Annotated in this window: 16 protein-coding genes; 5 read left to right on the plus strand and 11 right to left on the minus strand. The window is 62.2% G+C overall.

The features are described from left to right. Window positions 1-126 precede the first annotated feature (126 nt). The gene (gene paaZ / locus J2Y41_RS00705; RefSeq protein ID WP_309925250.1) at window positions 127-2,226 is read left to right on the plus strand and encodes a phenylacetic acid degradation bifunctional protein PaaZ; all 2,100 of its coding nucleotides are present in this window, start codon (window positions 127-129) and stop codon (window positions 2,224-2,226) included. 81 nt (window positions 2,227-2,307) lie between these two features. Here the strand turns inward: paaZ and J2Y41_RS00710 are convergent, their stop codons facing one another. From J2Y41_RS00710 to J2Y41_RS00730, 5 genes are all read right to left on the minus strand, one after another. Further along, window positions 2,308-3,333: a LacI family DNA-binding transcriptional regulator gene (locus tag J2Y41_RS00710; protein ID WP_309925252.1), complete on the minus strand. Its 1,026-nt coding sequence runs from the start codon at window positions 3,331-3,333 to the stop codon at window positions 2,308-2,310. Next, complete coding sequence (locus J2Y41_RS00715; protein ID WP_309925254.1) at window positions 3,320-4,291, minus strand: nucleoside hydrolase; 972 nt, start codon at window positions 4,289-4,291, stop codon at window positions 3,320-3,322. The genes J2Y41_RS00710 and J2Y41_RS00715 overlap by 14 nt, the downstream gene beginning before the upstream one ends. A 4-nt stretch (window positions 4,292-4,295) precedes the next feature. Beyond that, window positions 4,296-6,512, minus strand: a complete 2,217-nt coding sequence (locus tag J2Y41_RS00720) for an arylsulfatase (protein WP_309925256.1) — start codon at window positions 6,510-6,512, stop codon at window positions 4,296-4,298. Between the two features lie 40 nt (window positions 6,513-6,552). Further along, window positions 6,553-7,908, minus strand: a complete 1,356-nt coding sequence (locus tag J2Y41_RS00725; RefSeq protein WP_309925258.1) for an MFS transporter — start codon at window positions 7,906-7,908, stop codon at window positions 6,553-6,555. A gap of 311 nt (window positions 7,909-8,219) precedes the next feature. Continuing rightward, window positions 8,220-8,627: a VOC family protein gene (locus J2Y41_RS00730; RefSeq protein WP_224088722.1), complete on the minus strand. Its 408-nt coding sequence runs from the start codon at window positions 8,625-8,627 to the stop codon at window positions 8,220-8,222. 78 nt (window positions 8,628-8,705) lie between these two features. Between J2Y41_RS00730 and J2Y41_RS00735 the strand changes: the two genes are divergently transcribed. Beyond that, entirely contained in the window at window positions 8,706-9,287 is a 582-nt protein-coding gene (locus J2Y41_RS00735) for a mismatch-specific DNA-glycosylase (RefSeq protein WP_309925260.1), read from the plus strand. A gap of 261 nt (window positions 9,288-9,548) precedes the next feature. Here J2Y41_RS00735 and J2Y41_RS00740 read toward each other — a convergent pair whose 3' ends face one another. From J2Y41_RS00740 to J2Y41_RS00750, 3 genes are read right to left on the minus strand one after another with little or no spacing between them, the layout of a single operon-like run. Next, window positions 9,549-10,151: a TetR/AcrR family transcriptional regulator gene (locus J2Y41_RS00740; protein WP_224088720.1), complete on the minus strand. Its 603-nt coding sequence runs from the start codon at window positions 10,149-10,151 to the stop codon at window positions 9,549-9,551. 53 nt (window positions 10,152-10,204) lie between these two features. Next, a complete protein-coding gene (gene paaK / locus J2Y41_RS00745; protein ID WP_224088719.1) occupies window positions 10,205-11,554 on the minus strand; it encodes a phenylacetate--CoA ligase PaaK in 1,350 nt (449 codons plus the stop codon). 9 nt (window positions 11,555-11,563) lie between these two features. After that, a complete protein-coding gene (locus tag J2Y41_RS00750) occupies window positions 11,564-12,031 on the minus strand; it encodes a hotdog fold thioesterase (protein WP_224088717.1) in 468 nt (155 codons plus the stop codon). A gap of 119 nt (window positions 12,032-12,150) precedes the next feature. On the opposite strand from J2Y41_RS00750, the gene J2Y41_RS00755 reads away from it, so the two are divergent. Then, on the plus strand, window positions 12,151-12,714 hold the full coding sequence (locus tag J2Y41_RS00755) for a GNAT family N-acetyltransferase (protein ID WP_224088715.1): 564 nt from the start codon (window positions 12,151-12,153) through the stop codon (window positions 12,712-12,714). A gap of 105 nt (window positions 12,715-12,819) precedes the next feature. Here the strand turns inward: J2Y41_RS00755 and J2Y41_RS00760 are convergent, their stop codons facing one another. Both J2Y41_RS00760 and J2Y41_RS00765 read right to left on the minus strand, forming a co-directional pair. Further along, window positions 12,820-14,376: an EAL domain-containing protein gene (locus tag J2Y41_RS00760; protein ID WP_309925268.1), complete on the minus strand. Its 1,557-nt coding sequence runs from the start codon at window positions 14,374-14,376 to the stop codon at window positions 12,820-12,822. 2 nt (window positions 14,377-14,378) lie between these two features. Beyond that, complete coding sequence (locus J2Y41_RS00765) at window positions 14,379-15,431, minus strand: hypothetical protein (RefSeq protein WP_309925270.1); 1,053 nt, start codon at window positions 15,429-15,431, stop codon at window positions 14,379-14,381. Window positions 15,432-15,536: 105 nt separating this feature from the next. Here J2Y41_RS00765 and J2Y41_RS00770 point away from each other — a divergent pair, with 105 nt between their 5' ends. Further along, window positions 15,537-15,710 carry a hypothetical protein gene (locus tag J2Y41_RS00770; RefSeq protein WP_224088709.1) on the plus strand — a complete coding sequence of 58 codons (174 nt, stop codon included), beginning with the start codon at window positions 15,537-15,539 and terminating at the stop codon, window positions 15,708-15,710. 224 nt (window positions 15,711-15,934) lie between these two features. Here J2Y41_RS00770 and J2Y41_RS00775 read toward each other — a convergent pair whose 3' ends face one another. Then, a complete protein-coding gene (locus tag J2Y41_RS00775) occupies window positions 15,935-17,578 on the minus strand; it encodes an ATP-binding protein (protein WP_224088707.1) in 1,644 nt (547 codons plus the stop codon). A 239-nt stretch (window positions 17,579-17,817) separates the two neighbouring features. Here J2Y41_RS00775 and J2Y41_RS00780 point away from each other — a divergent pair, with 239 nt between their 5' ends. Continuing rightward, complete coding sequence (locus J2Y41_RS00780) at window positions 17,818-18,201, plus strand: STAS/SEC14 domain-containing protein (RefSeq protein ID WP_224088706.1); 384 nt, start codon at window positions 17,818-17,820, stop codon at window positions 18,199-18,201. The last annotated feature ends 15 nt before the right edge of the window (window positions 18,202-18,216 follow it).

The raw sequence follows: 18,216 nt of genomic DNA on the forward strand, positions 1-18,216 counted from the left end.
CTGCTGTACTCCTCCGGGCATTCATGTACCCTGTATATATTACCGAACGGCCGGTCAGTAATGTTTGCGCTCCCGCAGACCCAATGACCGAGCCGATTTCACGTGCCTTGGAAGGACCCGTCGACGATGACCACTACCGCAGTCGCCCCGGAAACCACAGCCGTTGCAACCGTCCCCAGCTATGTCCAGGATTCCTGGTGGACTCCCGCTCCCGACGCAAAAACCGTCCCGGTCCGTGATGCCAGCACCGGAGAAGTCCTGGCCAACGTCAGCACCGACGGACTGGACTTTGCCGCCGTCGTACATCACGGCCGCACCACCGGCCAGGCCGAACTTGGAAAGCTGACCTTCCACCAGCGTGCGCTCAAGCTCAAAGAACTTGCCATGTACCTCAACGGCCGGCGCGAAGAGCTCTACGAGTCCTCGTCCCAGTCCGGCGCCACCAAGATCGACAACATGATCGACATTGACGGCGGCATCGGCGTTCTCTTCACTTTTGGGTCCAAGGGTCGCCGCGAACTGCCCAACTCGCAGGTTGTGGTGGATGGGCCGATGGAGGTGCTGTCCAAGGACGGTTCATTCGCCGGTGAGCACATTTACACCCGTATTCCTGGTGTCGCGGTGCAGATCAACGCCTTCAATTTCCCGGTCTGGGGCATGCTGGAGAAGTTCGCGCCCGCCTTCCTGGCCGGTGTTCCCACCATCGTCAAGCCGGCCACGCCCACGGGCTACGTTGCAGCCGCTGCCGTCAAGGCGATCGTCGAGTCCGGCATCCTGCCCGCGGGATCCCTTCAGCTGATTTCCGGCTCCGCCCGGACCATCCTGGACGAACTGGATTACCGCGACCTCGTCTCCTTTACGGGCTCGGCGTCCACGGCCAACTCGCTGAAATCGCACCGCAACGTGGTCCAGGGTGGTGTCCGCTTCACCTCCGAGACGGATTCGCTCAACGCCGCCATCCTCGGCCCCGACGCCGTTCCAGGCACTCCGGAATTCGACGCATTTGTCCGGGCTGTCGTCACCGAAATGACCGTCAAAGCCGGCCAGAAGTGCACCGCCATCCGCCGCGTGATCGTTCCGAAGGAGCTGATTTCCGACGTCTCCGCCGCCATTGGTGCACGCATCAACGAGCGTGTCGTCGTTGGCGACCCCCGCGCCGAGGGCGTCACCATGGGCGCACTGGCTTCGCTGGAGCAGCTCGCCGACGTCCGCGCGGCCGTTCAGTCAATGCTCGACGCCGGTGGTGAGCTTGCGTACGGAACGCTCGATTCGCCGTCGGTCACCTCCGTCGGCGGCAAGGTGGGGTTCGTGGAAGACGGCGCGTTCATGTCTCCTGTGCTCCTCAGCTGGGCCGACGCGGAAGCCGAAGAAGTCCACTCACTTGAAGCGTTTGGCCCAGTATCCTCGGTAATCGGATACTCGGATCTTGCCGACGCCATCCGCCTCGCAGCCCGCGGTTCGGGCTCACTGGTTGCTTCCGTGTGCACCAACGATCCTTCCGTGGCGCAGGAGCTGGTGCTCGGTATCGCTGCCCACCACGGCCGCGTCCACATGCTCAACCGTGAAGACGCGCGCTCGTCCACCGGTCACGGTTCCCCGGTCCCGCACCTGGTTCACGGCGGTCCCGGCCGCGCAGGTGGCGGCGAGGAATTGGGCGGTATCCGCTCGGTATTGCACCACATGCAGCGCACCGCCATCCAGGGCTCGCCGAACATGCTCACCGCCGTCACCGGCCAGTGGCACACGGGCGCTGACCGCAACTTCACCGTGGAAACCGAAGGCGAGCACCCTTTCCGGAAGCACCTCTCGACGCTGAGGATCGGCGACGCCGTTCGCTCCGATCTGCGCCAGGTGACCCTCGAGGACATCACGGCCTTCGCCAACTCGACGGGCGATACGTTCTACGCGCACACGAACCAGGAAGCAGCCGAGGCCAATCCCTTCTTCCCCGGAATTGTTGCCCACGGGTACCTGCTCCTGAGCTGGGCTGCCGGGCTGTTCGTTGAGCCCGCGCCGGGTCCTGTGCTGGCCAATTACGGCTTGGAGAACCTGCGCTTCATCACGCCGGTTGCAGCTGGCGACTCCATCCGGGTCACGTTGACCGCCAAGAAGATCACGCCGCGCGAGACCGACGAATACGGCGAGGTTGCCTGGGATGCCGTGCTGACCAACCAGAACGACGAGATCGTAGCCACGTACGACGTCCTGACCCTCGTGGAGAAGTGACCCCACCTTAAAAGCAACGCGGGGTCACTTAGGGCCCATGTTGACAGCCAACATGGGCCCTAAGTGACCCCGCGTTGCAGTTTAACCGGCGCTTGATTCCCGGAGAGTCAACCCGGGCGCGAAGTCGTGTTCTTTCGGGGGCAGGCCTTGAATTGCATCGATCAAGGCGTCAGCCATGGCAGCGCCCTGAAGGTTCAGCTTGGTGCCGACCGTCGTGAGCCTTGGCCGCAATTGCTCGGCCAACTGGACTTCCTCGCACGCAACAAGGCCGATTCGCCCGGGCGTGGCCAATCCAGCGTCGGCCAATGCGGACATTGCCCCCAAAGCCACGGAAACACTGGACGCCACGATGCCTTCCGGGTTGTCGGGGCCGGAAAGTAAGCGCTGCGTGGCGCCGCGGGCCGCGTCGGTGCTGTACTCGGTGCGGACAATGAAGTCCTCTGCATCTTCATGCCCCGCCTCGGTGCAGGCACGGAGAAAGCCAAGGGTCAGGAACGGCGACAGCACGGACGATTCGCTCCCGCCGAGCAGCGCCACGGGCCAACGCCCTTGGTCCAGCAAATGCTTGGTGGCTTGGTAGGCAACGGATTCGTAATCCGTGGTCAGAACCAGCGCACCCGTCCCGGCAAGCTGCGGAGTGCCAAGCAGAACCTTCGTACCACGGTCCTCGGCCTCCTCAATGGCGGCACGTACAGAGGCCGTATCGATGTCGTCACCTGTTGCCAAAATGACACCGTCAACACCCTGCAAAGGCAGGGATTCCAGGAGCCGCTCAAGGCGTGTGATGCTGTGGTCAAGGTCGCAGAGAAGGACGCTGTAACCGCGTCCTTCTGCGGCATGGGCAACGGCCTTTGCCAGCTGGCTGTGGAAGGGCTGGGCGATATCGCCCACCAGCAGTGCGATGGTGTTGGAACGTCCACTGCGCAGGCTGCGGGCCGCGCTGTTCAGCACATAGTTGAGCTGGGCGACGGCGTCCATCACCTTGGTGCGCGTCTCCTCCGCAACAGTCGATGGGGCGGTAAAAACACGCGAAACTGTGGCGCGGGAGACGCCGGCCGCCCGCGCCACATCGAGCATGGTTGCTGGTGCCGCGCTACTTACCGTCATGGGATCTGATGGTATCGAGAAACAGCGCCGCATAGCGACGTCCGTCGACACCGAGGGCGACGTCGATGCTGTCGCGGCTTAGGTAGCCGTGTGGCAGCGTGGTCTCGGATGCCTTTGTCCGGCGATCGACGACGGTCTGCCCCCGGGTCAAGAGGTTTGAGAGGCTGACTTCAACCCGATGGCGATGGGTCACAAGGCCTTCGGGATCGATCACGGCACAGACGGCCCCGGCGTCACCAATGCCTGCCGAACCGGGCGACGTCAGCCGGAAGTCATCCGCATTAACCTTCGCCAGATGAGTCAGAAGATGACCGCTGAGCCGGCATCCGGCGTCGTCGGATTCCCTCAGCAGCTCAGTGTCGGGTGCCTCGATCGCCACGGAATAGAACACGTCCAGTCCGTACATGGTGATTGGCAAGCCACTGCTGATGACGATCTGGGCTGCCTCGGGATCGTGCCACACGTTGAACTCGGCCACGGGCGACGCGTTGCCCACTGACGCCGATCCACCCATGAAAACGATCTTCCCGATGTTCGCCGCAACTTCCGGGTAGGTCCGCAGCAGCAGGGCAATGTTCGTCATCGGGGCGAGGGGCACCAAAGTGACAGGCTCAGGACTGGAGAGGATCTCGCGCCGCAAAAGTTCGACGGCGTGAATCGCCTCAGGCTTTCTGGCTGACGGTTCCCAGCCAAGATCGGCCATCCCGTCCCCGCCATGGACGTGGCCGGCGTCGCGGGGTTCTTCGAGCAGGGGCCTGGCAGCCCCCGCAGCCACCGGTACACCCGTGGCGCCGACAGCATCCAGGACCGTCAACGTGTTTCGAACTACTCCTTCCAAACTGGTGTTTCCAGCAACGCACGTGACGGCGCGCAGGTTCCAGTCAGGGTGGCGGGCAGCAAACATGAGGGCGAGAGCGTCGTCCACCCCTGTGTCCACATCAAGAATCAGTTGTCCCATGGTTCTACTCCGTGGATTCAATGAGCTCGGCGAGATCCTCGAGGTCCGGGGTGTCCCTGAACCGCAACACTACGCGATCCATCGCTGCCTCAGGGAAGGCAAACGGTGCCTCGTACTCCGCGGAAACTGTACTGACCGGGTCCGAGCCGATGTCCATGCCCCAGAACGACAGGTGGCTGGACGTGCCGCTGATTGTCGCTGCAGCAACCACCTGATCCCCATGGAGCAGTTCTGCCAGCGCTGCCCTGTCGTCCAGGGGAGTCAGGCGCAGGCCCACTGCCTGCGGTCCGCCGGACAAGGCAGTGTCAGACTTCAGCACATCGCGGGCGCCCAAGGCATGGTGTTCGAAGATCAGGACATCGTTGCGAACGTAGAGCACGTAGCCGCCTTGTTGGTTGCCGCTGGAAATTAGGACCCCTTCCATTCCCGGGTTGAATTCCCGGAGGTGGATGTGGAACTGAAGGGCGCGGTCGCTTCCCGTGATGGCGCTGGCCAACGGGACGTGGCTCTGGCCCGCCCTGAAAACGATCTCCTTGCGATTGACCAGGCCGGCCGGACCCCGGGCAGTGAGCAGCTCTACCAGGGTTCGGTCGTCCAGGGGGAACGCACCTATTTGCTCCGCCTGCTCCCACCAGAGTTTTTGTAGGGTCCGAAGCTTTTCCGGCTCGGCCCCGGCGAGGTCGTGCGCTTCGGCGAAATCTTCCCGGGTGTTGTACAGGCGCCAATCGTCCTGCTCGTAGTCCTGTCCGTGAAGATGTGCCGTCACGGCTTTCCACTCATCATGGCGAATGGCACGGTGGCCCAGCATCTCCCAGAATTGCGTTTCGCGGGGCTCCTTCACGGCTGCATCGACGAACGTCGCAACTGCCGACCCGCCGTCGAACGTTGTATCAGTCTCTATGTTGGCTGCATCCAGGAGGGTGGGCGTGATGTCGATGGCGTGCAGGAACTGGTTCCTGACCTCTCCCGCTTTGGAGATCCCCGCCGGCCAGGAAACGACCAGCGGCGAACGTACGCCGCCAAGGTCAACGAACTGCTTGTAACGGCGGAACGGCGTGTTGCCCGCCATGGCCCAACCCTCCGGATAGTGGGCGCCACCCAGGGGGCCGCCGAGCTGAGGCAGCAAGCTGACCTGCTCGACGGCGGGCCTGCGGACGCCCGAATACGGCGCGTTGCAATCGACATCGCCCGTGGGGCCGCCCTCGCGGGATGCACCATTGTCCGACATGACCAGGACGATGGTGTTCTCGTAAAGGTCCATCGCCCTCAACGCTTGAACAACACGGCCAATTTGGGCATCCGCGTGCTCAAGGAAACCGGCGAAGGCAGCTTGCAGGTGGGTGAAGACATCCTGTTCGGTACTGCTCAACTCCTCCCACGCGCGGACGTCTGCCAGCCGTTCCGTGAGTGCCGTGCCGTCCGGCACGACGCCTAGTTCCACCTGCCGCTTCAGCCTGTCGCTGCGGGTTTTGTCCCAGCCCTTGGTGAAGACATCGATGTACTTTTCGATGTACTCCCTCGGCGCTTGGAAGGGGGCATGGGTGGCCCCCAAAGCCAACTGGAGGAAGAACGGAGCGTGCGGACGGTACGTGGTGTGGTCCTTGAGGAAACGGATTGACTGTTGGGCCAGGTCCTCGCTGAGGTGGTAGCCCTCCCGGGCGGGTGGTTCAATGCTGTGGTTGTCGGCCACCAGCTCGGGGGAGTACTGGTCCGTGCAGCCATCCAGGAAACCGTAGAAGCGGTCGAAGCCACGGTTCAGCGGCCAGTTGTGGAACGGCCCGGCCGGCGTGAGTTCGTTCAGTGGCGCAAGGTGCCACTTACCGGCCAGATAGGTTCCGTAGCCGTTCCTGCGCAGTATCTCCGGGAGCATGGGCACGTCCGGACGGACGCAGCCGCGCGAGTTGGGGAAGCCAGTGTCTGCATCGGCCAGGAACCGCATGCCCACAGAGTGGTGGTTGCGGCCCGTGAGCAGGCTCGCCCTGGTTGGGGAGCACAGGGGGGTGACGTGGAAGTTGGTGTACCTGAGCCCTTCTTCGGCGAGTCCATCGATGGCAGGCGTGTTGATTTCGGAGCCAAAGCAGCCGAAGTCCGACCATCCGGTGTCATCAAGTATGACCATGAGAATGTTGGGTTGTGAGCCGTTGGCTGCTTGCTGCTCGGGCCACCAAGCCTCGGATTCGGCAACTGTGGTGCCGATGCGGCCGGGAAATTCCTGCTGCATTGCTGCGGTTCCGTTCTGTTTCGGGACGTGTTTGTTTGCTTTAGAGCTGGGAAGCAGCCACGGACGCGGGCGATGCCTGGGAAGCATGGACCACCTGGGTCTTGCGGGACGTCAGGTATAGCGCGCAGCCGAGGGCGACAAGCGCAACCAGCATGAGATATCCGGAGATGCTCCACGTGGCGCCGCCGGCGTTGTTTTGGAGGGCCTGGGCGATCAGCGGGCCGAATCCGCCTCCGATTACCGTGGCCACCTGGAACCCAATGGACATTCCGGTGTATCGGACCTTCGGGTCCAGGACTGCTGCGAAGAGCGTGGCCTGCTGGCTGAACAGCATTCCCACGATGAGTCCATTCGCGGACATCACAACGAACAATGCCAGGACGCTCTTGGTCTCCATGAGCCAGAACATGGGAAAGGCCCACAGCGCCAACGCCACGGTGGCGGTAACCAGAACCCGTCGTGGGCCGAAGCGGTCAGAGATGATGCCGGAAACGGGCGTGATGATGAGGTTGGTGATGGAAGAGGCAATGTTGGCCATCAAGGCTACCGTGGGGCTGATGCCCAGCGTGGTTGTAGCGAAGCCGATGATGAAGACGCCCTGCATGAAGCCCAGCGTGGTGTCGCTGACATGCACGCCAATCATCGCTAGTATCTGCTTCGGGTAGCGGCGCAGCGCAACGACCAGGGGCAGCTTTTCCTTGGCCGCAGGCGTGGCCACGGTCTTCTCGAAGTCCGGCGTTTCTGTGATTTTCAGACGCAGGATCAATCCAAAGATCACCAGGACTGTGCTCAGCAGGAACGGGATACGCCATCCCCAAGCGAGCAGCTCTGCCCGGGACAGTGTGCCCGTGAGAATTGCTACGACGCCGCTGGAGAGAATAACGCCGATGGGAGCGCCGGCCTGGACCAGGCTGCCGAAGAAGCCGCGCTTGGCTTCCGGTGCATGCTCGACGGCGAGCAGTGCAGCGCCGCCCCATTCGCCGCCGAGGCCTATGCCCTGGAGGAAACGAAGTGAAACCAGCATGATCGGTGCCCAGACCCCAACTTGTGAGTAGGTCGGTAACAGGCCGATGCCCACGGTGACGAATCCCGTTAGGAAGAACGTGAAGAGCAGCATCTTCTTACGACCAACGCGATCACCGAGGTGCCCGATGACGATGCCGCCAAGGGGCCTCGCAACGAATCCGACGGCGAACGTACTCAGTGAGAGGACGGCAGCCAGGCCGGGGTCGCCGCTGGGGAAGAAGACAGCCCCGAAAACGAGTGCAGCCATGGGGCCGTAGACGAAAAAGTCGTAGTACTCCAGCACCGAACCGATGGTGCTGGCACTGGCGGCAGTCCACGGTGAAGTCTTCGTGGGGGCCTTTGACGCATGGGTTGTATGTGGGGGGTTCATGTTAATCCTCGTCGCTTAACTGTAGCCATGGGATCGATCTCATCCTCTTCCCCAATGGACACCTTGTTTGTGATGAGATCGATCCCATCACGTTAGGTGATGTCCGTCACGCGTGTCAAGGGGTGTGCGCCGTGAGGTTCAAAACCGGTCCTCTCTCACATCCCACTGCTTTTTCCCGGTTCCACGCTCACATCCCGCGCGTTTCTTTCGGTTCCTCTCTCACATCCCGACCTGTTTTAGCGGTTGTTCCTTCAGATAACGACGAAGCGCGCCCCCCCATGCAGGGGGACGCGCTTTGTCTTGAGGGCTGATTAAAGCTGGTATTCGGCTTGTTGGCCGAGCGTCTCATGGATGCACAGAACGTTGTTCTCGGTATCCATGAACCAAGCGCACTTCTCTGCGTCGGTGGTGCAAATATGGTTATCGGTCTTGAGCTCAGGCTCGTCGTAATCCTGGAATTTGACGCCTTGGGCTTCCATCTCCGCAACAGTCCGCTCGATGTCCTCGACCTCAAAGCTCATGGCGGTATGACCGGAGTGCTTACCGTCCGTGACCGGCAACAACTGCAGCATAGGGCCGCCGTCGTTGCCAAATAGATCATTTCCGTCCCATGTCCTGCCGCGATGCGGAAGACCGAGCTTTTCCGCGTAGAACTTTCGTGCGCGGCTCAGGTCATCGACGGGCAGGACAGTTGTGGCTGTGTTAAGGGCTAGATGCATTTGGCCACCTCCTACGCTGAAAATTTTACGCTTGAGGCCCCCGGAAGGATCTTACGAATCATGTCCTAAGGTTGAACGATGGGACTTGGCCGGGCTGCGCTTGATGCGTTCCGAGGCCTAACCCTGCCCGATTTGGTCTCGGACCAGACGAGGCTCCTGTTCGTCGGCATCAATCCTGGCCTGCGTGCTGCTGCAGTGCAGGCGCACTTCGGTGGCGGCAGCAATCGCTTCTATCCAGCGTTATTTCGGGCCGGCATCGTCGATCGTCGGATCGATGCCTCTGCAGGGTTCCGCCCCGGGGACCTCAATCATCTGCTGGAACGTGGCGTTGGGATTACGTCCATAGTTGCGGAAGCTTCGGCGCGAGCGGATGAACTCACCCCGGAGCAACTCCTTGCCGGAGCCAAAGCACTATCTGCGCGCGTCGAACTTATGGCGCCGGCAATGGTTGCAGTACTGGGAATCGGTGCCTATCGGACCGCTTTCGCCCGGCCTAGGGCCACGTGGGGACGACAGCCGGATTCCCTTGGGCGTTCCCCGGTTTGGGTACTCCCAAACCCGAGCGGCTTGAACAGGCACGCGAGTCTTGCTGATCTCGCCGCTGCCTACCGTGAAGTCGCCGTCGCGGCTGGCATCGAACCGTTTCCTGGCCCGGAATAGCTACCTTGGTCGGACCAACCGGTGGCCTTCACAGTCCGTCAATGAGCCCGTCGATAATGTTGCTGAACCTCTCGGCTGGCCCACCTGTTTTGACCAAGACGCTTAGTCCGATAACGGACGCAACGAGTTGGCTGGCGACAGCGTCGGGGACCTGGCCACGGCACGGCGACAAAGGGTGAGAGAGGAAGCGTAAAAAACCCGCGGGATGTGAGAGAGGAACCGTAAAAAACCCGCGGGATGTGAGAGAGGAACCGGTGAGGGTCAGGCGGCGGCGTGGAGGCCGTCGAAGGCCATGGTGATGACGTCGTCGGCCAGCTTCTCGGGGGACAACGAGCCGCCCGGCTTGTACCATTCCACGATCGAGTTGATGGTGCCGAACAGGAGCCGCGTGACCGTCCGGGGGTCAATGTCCTGGCGCAGCGAGCCGTCTTCACGGGCAGCGGCTATCAGGGCAGCGACCTTGTGGTCGAAGGCACGCCGGCGTTCCAGGGCATCGCGCTCAATCTCGGTGTTTCCGCGCAGCCGCAGCAGCAGGGTGACGAACGGCAGCCTGTCTACCAGCACTGCAATGGTCTGCCGGAGCACGAACTCAAGCCGGGCATCGGCCGGCCCGGAGGTGGCTGAAGGCTCATCCAGGATGGCCTCCAAGCCGCCCAGGGCGTGGTCCAGGGCGAGCTTTAGCAGATCGCCCTTGGACGGCACGTGGTGGTAGATGGCTGACTTGGAGATCCCGAGGTTCTCAGCCAGGATGCCCATGGACGTTGCGTCGTATCCGTGGCGGTTGAAGACGTCGACGGCGATGCGGAGCACCGACTGCTGGTCGTAACCGGGCCGTCCGCGCTTGGTGGTTGTCTCAGTAGGCATGGTGGCATTTTCTCACGATCTCTAGACGGGCTGCCGGTCAGCGACGCCGCATGTCAGCCCTTTGGCCGCAGGTCGTAGATCCGGCGGAGCTTGCCGTTGGAACGCTCAAGGGAACCGGGCTCTACAACTTCAACCACGCAAGAAGACCCGACATGAATCTTGATCTGCTCGCGCAAGGTGCGGGCCGCCGTCGTGCTTGACTCTGCGGGGACGTTTTCGCGCCGCTCGATTTTCACGGTCAGCGAATCCATTCGCTTGCCTTCGGGGCGGGTGATTTCGAGCTGGAAGTGCGGGCTGAGCTCGGGGATGCGGAGGGCGATTTCCTCGATCTGGGAGGGGAAGAGGTTCACGCCGCGCAGGATGATCATGTCGTCGCTGCGGCCGGTGATGCGGCCCATCCGGCGGTGTGCGGGGCGGGCGGTGCCGGGGAGCAGGCGGGTGAGGTCCTTGGTGCGGTAGCGGATGATCGGCAGCGCTTCCTTGGTGAGGGACGTGAAGACCAGCTCGCCGGGTTCGCCGTCGCCCAGGACCGTGGAGTGATCGAAGGGATCGATGATTTCGGGGCGGAAGTGGTCTTCCCAGATGTGGCAGCCGTCCTGCGTTTCAACAGCTTCGCCAGCCACGCCCGGGCCCATGACTTCAGAGAGTCCGTAGATGTCCGAGGCCTTGATGTTCATGGTGGTTTCGAGCTCGTGGCGCATTTCTTCGGTCCACGGCTCGGCGCCGAGCACCGCGTACTTCAGCGACGTGGAGGTGGGGTCGATGCCCTGGTGTGCCATGGCGTCGGCGATGGTCAGCAGGTACGTGGGGGTTGCCAGGATGGCGTCCGGCTTGAAGTCCTGGATGAGCTGGATCTGGCGTTCGGTCTGGCCGCCGGACATCGGAATGACCGTGCAACCGAGCGCTTCAGCGCCAGCATGTGCGCCGAGCCCGCCGGTGAAGAGGCCGTAGCCGTAGGCGTTGTGGACCTTCATACCGGGTCGGACGCCGGAGGCGCGCAGGGAACGGGCCACCAGGGTTGCCCAGTTGGCGAGGTCGTTCTTGGTGTAGCCCACCACTGTAGGGCGCCCGGTGGTGCCGGAGCTCGCGTGGATTCGGGCAACCTCATTCTGGGGCACCGCGAACATGCCAAACGGGTACTCCAGCCGGAGGTCTTCCTTGGTGGTGTAAGGGAACTTGCCGAGGTCGCTCAATTCGCGGAGGTCGGTCGGGTGCACGCCGGCTTCGTCGAACTTGCGCTTGTACAGCGGCACGCGATCGTAGGCGTAGGCCACCGTGTGCTGCAGGCGGCTGAGCTGGAGTGCTTCAAGCTCGTCGCGGGACATCGTTTCTTCGCGGTCCAGGATGGGGGCGGTTGCCGTGGAGGCGGGCGATGTGGGCGCGGCGACGGTGTTCTGGGTCATCTGGAGTTCCTACTTCTTGGAGATGGTGCGGCTGCGGCCCCGGAACTCTGCAATGAGTTCTCCGGGATCTGGATCGGGGGTGGCGCCCGCGGCGCCGGGTGAAGCCGCGTAGATCTGGATGTCGTAGAGGCCGCTGCGGCCGGTACTCGCGCGACGGTTTGCGACGGCGGTAATCACCTGGCCTTCGAACGCCGGCTTGATGAAGTTGATGTCGACGCCGGACGCCACCGTGATGTTGGCAGCTTGCTTCGGCGTGGGGTTGGCCGGGTTGCAGGCCAGTGCGAAGGCTGTGTCCGCGAAGGCGAAGATCATTCCGCCATGGGCCATTCCGAATCCGTTGAGCATTTCCTGGCGGAGGTGCATGCGGATGGTGGCATGGCCGTCGTCGATCTTGAGGACCTCAATGCCCATCCATTCAGACGCGTAGTCGTTCGTCAGGATGTGGTGCGTTGCACCGGAGAGGGTTGTTTCAACCATGCGTCATTGCCTCCAGCTTTATTTACCGAATGTTCATTAGGTAATCCCAGATCGGCCCAACTGTCAAGACTGGACAAGCTCAGGGCCGGGATTTGGACGCGCCTAGTAGCCTCGAAGACATGCCCGAAATTGAGCTTCCGATCATGACCGAACGACTCATTCTGCGGCGTTTCGAGGCCGAGGACCTTGAGCGGTTCCACGCCTATCAGTCGCTGCCCGAAACCGCCCGGTACCTGCTCCGAAACGAACTGACCAAGACGCAATCCATGGAAGTCCTGGGCCGCTACGCGAATGCGCAGTTCAGGCATGAAGGCGATTGGGCCTGCCTCGCCATCGAGCTCCAGGACCGTCCGGGACTCATGGGCGAGATCGTCCTGAAATGGCTGGAGGGAACAGGCCAGGCTGAGCTTGGCTGGATCCTCCACCCCGAGGGCAGGGGGCAGGGAATCGCGACGGAGGCGGCGGAGGCTGTCATGAAGCTGGCGTTCGGCCAGTTGAACTTCCACCGCATAGACGCGAAACTCGATGCCCTGAACACCGGCTCCGCCGGTATCTGCAAACGCCTGGGGATGCGGCTTGAGGCCACCCTCGTGGACAACTGGCACTACAAAGGCCAGTGGGCCACCGAGAACATTTATGCGATCCTCGACTCCGAATGGCGGGCGCGCCAAGAGGGGGCTTGACGGCGTCAAAGCCCCAACGCGTCAGCCGCCGCCCACCAGCCAGCCAACCGCCAGCCAAGCGAAAAGGGCGCCGCACCCTAAAGCCGGCCCACCGCCGTCGTGCGTTTAATCCTGGATCGGCCAGGTCTTGTGGTGCTTAAGCTGTTCGGTGAGTTGTGCCTCCGGCAAAGGCCGGCTGAAGTAGTAGCCCTGCCCGCTGGTGCACCCAATGCTGAGCAGGAAGTCTGCCTGCTCTGCGGTTTCGATTCCCTCCCACACAGCACCGAGGCCGCACGCACGAATGAGTTGCAGGACTGCCGCGAGGAGGGCGGGCTGCGCGGGGTCGCTACCGAGTGCCGAGAGGAGCGTTCGGTCCACCTTGACGGCGTGCACGGGCAGGCGGCGGAGGTAGTCAATGGAGGAGTAGCCGGTGCCGAAGTCGTCGATCTCCATCTCGACGCCCAGCCGCCGGAGGCTGTTCAGCGTGTATCGGTCGAGGTCGTTGCCTTGAATGACAGCGCTTTCGGTCAGCTCCAGAACCAGTAGCGATGGGTCCAGCCCGGCCGAGGTCAACGCTTCGCGTACGTCCTCCACGAACTCCAGCCGCTGGAGGTCTGCGGCGGACACGTTGATGCGCATGTTGAAGTCGTGGCGTCCCGTCAGGGGGTCGCTGCGCCATCGCTGCAACTGCTCGACGGCGGTGCGCAGCACCCAGCCGCCCAGATCGGAAATCATCCCTGTTTCCTCGGCGATGGGGATGAATTTGTCCGGCATGATCATGCCGCGGGTTGGGTGGTTCCAACGGACCAGGGCCTCGACGCCTTCAATTCCGCGGGTGTCCAAGCGGATGATGGGCTGGTAGTAGAGCACCAGCTGCGAACCGGCGATCGCTTCCTTGAGCTCACCCACGAGTTGGTTGCGCAGTTGCCGGGCAAGGAGCATGTCCGAGTCAAAAACCTTCAACTTGCCGCGCCCATCCGCCTTGGATTCATACATGGCGATGTCTGCTTCCATCATCAGCTCCTCGGCGGTCTTGCCGGGATCTGCCATACGAAGGCCCATGCTGGCGCCACACCGTACATACTGGCCTTCGATCTCCATCGGACCGTCCATGGCGGCCAGGATCCGGTTGCCGATCGAAGCCGCCTTCGCTGCGGTAACGTCCTGCAGCAGGATCGCGAATTCGTCGCCGCCCATGCGGGCAACCATGTCCTCCTCGCGGACGGCGGAGCTGATGCGGGCTGCCACCGATACCAGCACCTTGTCTCCGATGGTGTGGCCCAGGGAGTCATTGACGCCCTTGAAGCCGTTCATGTCCATCAGCAGAATGGCCGGCCGCTGATTGCCATTGGGTTCCCTGCCCTGGGATTCTGCCAGCGCGGCGGAGAAAGCGGAGCGGTTGTGAAGGCCCGTGAGGGGATCGGTCATCGCCATGTGCTGCATTTCGCGGTGGGCCTCGTGCAGCTGCCGGGTGCGGTCCGCTACCCGCTGCTCCAGCTCTTCATAGACAATCTGGAGGTCCTCGGCCAGGAGGTTGGTACCCATGATCACGGCGTCGATCTCGTCGCGGGCATCGGAGATTTCAATCCTGGTGTGCAGGTCTCCCGCAGCAAGCCTGACGATGCCATCAAGCAGCAATCCCAGACGTGGATCTGATGCGGCATTCGAGTTTTCCTCGGACATGGTTACTCCCCGTGCGGTTCGCCTCGCCGCTCAACCATATCCCGGAGGTATTCGCGAACGGCCGAACTTCGATCAGGCAGCGCTGCCTGATCGAAAAGGCTCGCGGTTTCGCTAAAAGTTGCCACGGCTTCTTCCCGGCGGCCCAGGGCAAGCAAAGTCCTGGCCAGGAGGAAGTGCGACTCCGCGGAGGTTTGGGTGGCGAGGATCGAAGACCGGGCACACAAAGGCTCAAGGATGGTGAGGGCTTCCTGCATGTCACCGTTGAGGTAGTTCCAGTGGGCGCGGACCAGGGACATTTCCAAATGGTCCCGCTCGGAACCGCCCACGATGTCTGTAGCGAGCTCCGCCCGCTCGATGCAGCGGAGGGTGGCGGCATCACTCAGCCGGGCCTGAAGCCGCATTTCGGCTGAGGCGCGGTTGAAGCGGGCCCACAAGTCCACGTCCTTGGATGGTGACAGCCGTTCGGAAGCAAGATCGTGGTACCGGCTTCCATCTTCAACCCGGTTTGCCAGGAAAGCGACGTTGCCGATCACCCAATAGCCCTTGCCCGCGGTGTCTTCGTCGATGTCTTCGGTCAGCAGGGATTCCAGCTCCAAGCACTCACGCCAGGCATCGTCCAGCAGGCGGCTTTCGGCAAGGGAGGCAATGAGTGCGCGCTGTGCCAGGATCTGTACATAGACCAGGTCCGCGTCCCGGGCAGCCAGCTTGGCGGCGTCCGCGGCCATGGCAGCGGCCTCGGCCAGACGTCCCAGGCCCTGCAGGGCAACGGCGACCATGGTCCCGGCTTTGGCTCCAAGCTCAGGCGAGGACGCTGTGAGCTGGTGCTCGTTCAGTTCCAGTGCCAATGCCAGGTATTCATCGATCCTGCCTTGGTCCCGGAGGCATTCCGCCTGCAGGTAGCGCATGTTCCACCAGGACACTTCATCCCCGGCATCAGCGGCAAGATGTGCAGCTTCGCCGGCCAAACGAAAGGCCTCATCAAAGTGACGTTCTTTCCATTTGGCGCGCGCATTGAGTCCGGCTACAAGGTGGGGCGTTAATTGTGGACTCTGCATGTGCCCATTATCCATGTCCATGGTGAAGAAAAGCTCGTATAGTTTGCCACGTGACCTTTTTCAAGTCACACCGGTAATTCGCATCAGTATGAAAGGGCACAGCGGATGAAGAAATTTGCGGCAACACTGCTCATGGCAGCAGTTCTGGCAGTAACGGGGCTGGCTGCTCCGGCTAACGCCGAGCCTTCGCAGGACAGTAACAGCACGGCAATCGGCTGGTGGCCGAACAGCACAACCACCAAAACGAATACCACCACCATAGGTTGGTGGCCGAACTAAATTGGGGGAGCGCCTCTCAAGGCCAGATGACTCAAACTGATGCCCCGGGCTTTTGCTCGGGGCATCGGTTTTGTTGCGGAGTGTGTCGCGGATTAGTGACTTTGCGGTCAGGTTTCAGGCCAGCCGTTGACGGAGCTGTCAAGGCGAGGCACAAGACGCCATGAGGGCGTCAAGTGAGAAGGAAGGCGAAGTCAACTGGCAATTTGGGGATGTCAACCCGGCCCTTAGGGACCACCAACCGGCAACTCGACGGAAACCGTAGTCCCTGAGCCCAGCGTAGAGTCGAAGACCATCCGCCCCATATGGCGGCTGATGATGTCCTGGGCGATCGCAAGCCCGAGGCCGCTTCCGGGAACGGCGGCTGCCGTGGCGTTTGAGGCCCGGTAGAACCGCGTGAAGATGTGGGGAAGATCGTGTTCGGGGATCCCCAGGCCTGTGTCCGCCACCTTCACCAGTGCTGCACGGCCACCGTCTGCCGATGCAAACATTGAACTCGTGATGCCCACCCGTCCACCTGCCGGGGTGAACTTGATGGCATTGGCCACGATGTTGGTGAAGACCTGTTCCAGCTTGGCTTCATCGGCGGTAACCTCCACGTCCTCGGTTCCCTCGGTGAAGGACACAGCCACCTGCCGGGACTCTGCCAGCGGCCGCAAGGTGGCCACCACCACCTGGAGGAGCTTGGCAATATCCACCGGTTTGAGGTCCAGGTTGCTTCCGTCCTGCATGGATACGGTCAACATGTCCTCGATGAGCCGGCGGAGCCTGTCGGAGTTCCTGGCGATCACGTCCAGCATCTTGCTGATGCCCTCAGGAACAGGGCCGCCCGAACCGTCCCTGATCATGTCCAGGTAGGCCGTGATCGAGGTTAGGGGAGTCCGGAGTTCATGGTTCACCGTTGCCAGGAAGTCCGTCTTGGCCTTGTCCAACTGCCTGAGCTGGTGCAGTACGCGTTGCTGGGCGCTGATCAGGTGGCCCTGAATGAGTCCGTGCGCCACATTGCCGGCGACGTGCTGCATCAATGCGATCTCAGGCCGGGTCCAATCGTGCTGTTCCCCCACCGTTGTGAGAAGGATGATGCCCAACGCTGACCCACCTTCGCCCACAGGCAGCAACACCGATGACACGGGGTTGAGCTCGCACGACCACTCTTTCAGCGCCTGGGTGATCCTGGATTCCGGCTGGGTGCGGTGGTCTGTAACCGCCAGAACGTCAGCTTCGGCCCATAGCCTGTTGGCTGTCTCGACGATCAGGTTCTCGCTGTCGCCCAATCTGGCTGGCAGCATGGGCGTGCCCGGCCGGTTCCATTGGGAGCGAATGGAGGGGACACGTTCGTCCCGGAAGGTTGCAAACCAAACATGGTCCATTCCAAGGGCTTCGCCAAAACCCCGGACCACGTGCTCGGCAATCAGCTGGGGGTCGTTGGTTTGCCGGATGGCGGACGAGACGTTTCGTAGGCTTTCGCGTAAGGCTTCAATTTCTCCCCGGGACCGCGCACGCTCCCTGGCCCTGCCAATCAGGGTTTCGGCACGGTAGACAAGTTCATCGGCACGCACGGGGTTCATCACATAGTCCACAACGCCCCAGGCCTGGGCTTCTTCAAGGTCTACGGATTCGCCGGCGTTCAGGAGCAGCAGCACGGGAACGCCCGGATTCCGAAGACCATGCGCCAGGGAGTTCTCCACAACCACCACGGACGGACTTTCGGTTTCCAGCCGCGACGCCATGGAAGCGGTGTCTGCGGCGGCGAAAACTTCGAACCCAGCGGCTTTGAGCGCAGCCTTTGTTAAGGCCAAACGATCAGTGTCTGAATCCGCCACGACGGCGGAGCGGGAAGAGTGCTGCACATCGGCCCCGTTCTTACCCACTGAGCCCCCTCCGTTACAACGTTCGTTCACCGTAATTCCAGATTTGGCAACACACTATCAGCGCCACCGCGGGCTTCGGACCTGCAGGGCCATTTGATCCTCAATTACGTCGCCCTTCAGGGCATTGCGTCGGGGGAGGAGAGCCTTTACATTCGGAGCCGGATTAGACAGCCTAGAGGATGAGAGCCCGGGGGAGGCCTTGTCCTCCTGCTGTCCGCGAGGAAACGACAAGGAGACCAGTGAACCAACCAGCAGCACCGCAAGACCACCAAGAGGTGGCGTTCGAGTTGGAACTGGAAGAGTCCGGAATCCTGCGGCTGACGTGGCCACGCGGCTCCAGGATCCAGCAGGCGGATGCCCAGCGGGCGATGGACCGGGTCAACGAACTCTGTGGTGAAGCGCGCCACCCGATGATCGTGGACATGGCCACCACTGCGGACGTCACAAGGGGCGCCCGCTCCGTCTTCGCCAAGCCCTGCCAGGCCTCACGGATCGCCCTCTGGGGTTCGTCCCCCGTGGACAGGGTCATTGCCAACTTCTTCATTGGCATCATGAAACCGCCGTGCCCCACAAGGTTCTTCACCTCCGAAACAGAAGCCCTGCAATGGCTGAAAGAGCATTAGCGCCACTTATATTTG

The organism is Arthrobacter sp. 1088 (genome assembly GCF_031455315.1).
Taxonomy (GTDB): domain Bacteria; phylum Actinomycetota; class Actinomycetes; order Actinomycetales; family Micrococcaceae; genus Arthrobacter.

What these genes read in the sequence shown, in the direction of transcription:
- paaZ (WP_309925250.1), top strand. Translation starts at nt 127, where the DNA reads ATGACCACTACCGCAGTCGCCCCGGAAACCACAGCCGTTGCAACCGTC.
- J2Y41_RS00710 (WP_309925252.1), bottom strand. Translation starts at nt 3,333, where the DNA reads ATGACGGTAAGTAGCGCGGCACCAGCAACCATGCTCGATGTGGCGCGG.
- J2Y41_RS00715 (WP_309925254.1), bottom strand. Translation starts at nt 4,291, where the DNA reads ATGGGACAACTGATTCTTGATGTGGACACAGGGGTGGACGACGCTCTC.
- J2Y41_RS00720 (WP_309925256.1), bottom strand. Translation starts at nt 6,512, where the DNA reads ATGCAGCAGGAATTTCCCGGCCGCATCGGCACCACAGTTGCCGAATCC.
- J2Y41_RS00725 (WP_309925258.1), bottom strand. Translation starts at nt 7,908, where the DNA reads ATGAACCCCCCACATACAACCCATGCGTCAAAGGCCCCCACGAAGACT.
- J2Y41_RS00730 (WP_224088722.1), bottom strand. Translation starts at nt 8,627, where the DNA reads ATGCATCTAGCCCTTAACACAGCCACAACTGTCCTGCCCGTCGATGAC.
- J2Y41_RS00735 (WP_309925260.1), top strand. Translation starts at nt 8,706, where the DNA reads ATGGGACTTGGCCGGGCTGCGCTTGATGCGTTCCGAGGCCTAACCCTG.
- J2Y41_RS00740 (WP_224088720.1), bottom strand. Translation starts at nt 10,151, where the DNA reads ATGCCTACTGAGACAACCACCAAGCGCGGACGGCCCGGTTACGACCAG.
- paaK (WP_224088719.1), bottom strand. Translation starts at nt 11,554, where the DNA reads ATGACCCAGAACACCGTCGCCGCGCCCACATCGCCCGCCTCCACGGCA.
- J2Y41_RS00750 (WP_224088717.1), bottom strand. Translation starts at nt 12,031, where the DNA reads ATGGTTGAAACAACCCTCTCCGGTGCAACGCACCACATCCTGACGAAC.
- J2Y41_RS00755 (WP_224088715.1), top strand. Translation starts at nt 12,151, where the DNA reads ATGCCCGAAATTGAGCTTCCGATCATGACCGAACGACTCATTCTGCGG.
- J2Y41_RS00760 (WP_309925268.1), bottom strand. Translation starts at nt 14,376, where the DNA reads ATGTCCGAGGAAAACTCGAATGCCGCATCAGATCCACGTCTGGGATTG.
- J2Y41_RS00765 (WP_309925270.1), bottom strand. Translation starts at nt 15,431, where the DNA reads ATGCAGAGTCCACAATTAACGCCCCACCTTGTAGCCGGACTCAATGCG.
- J2Y41_RS00770 (WP_224088709.1), top strand. Translation starts at nt 15,537, where the DNA reads ATGAAGAAATTTGCGGCAACACTGCTCATGGCAGCAGTTCTGGCAGTA.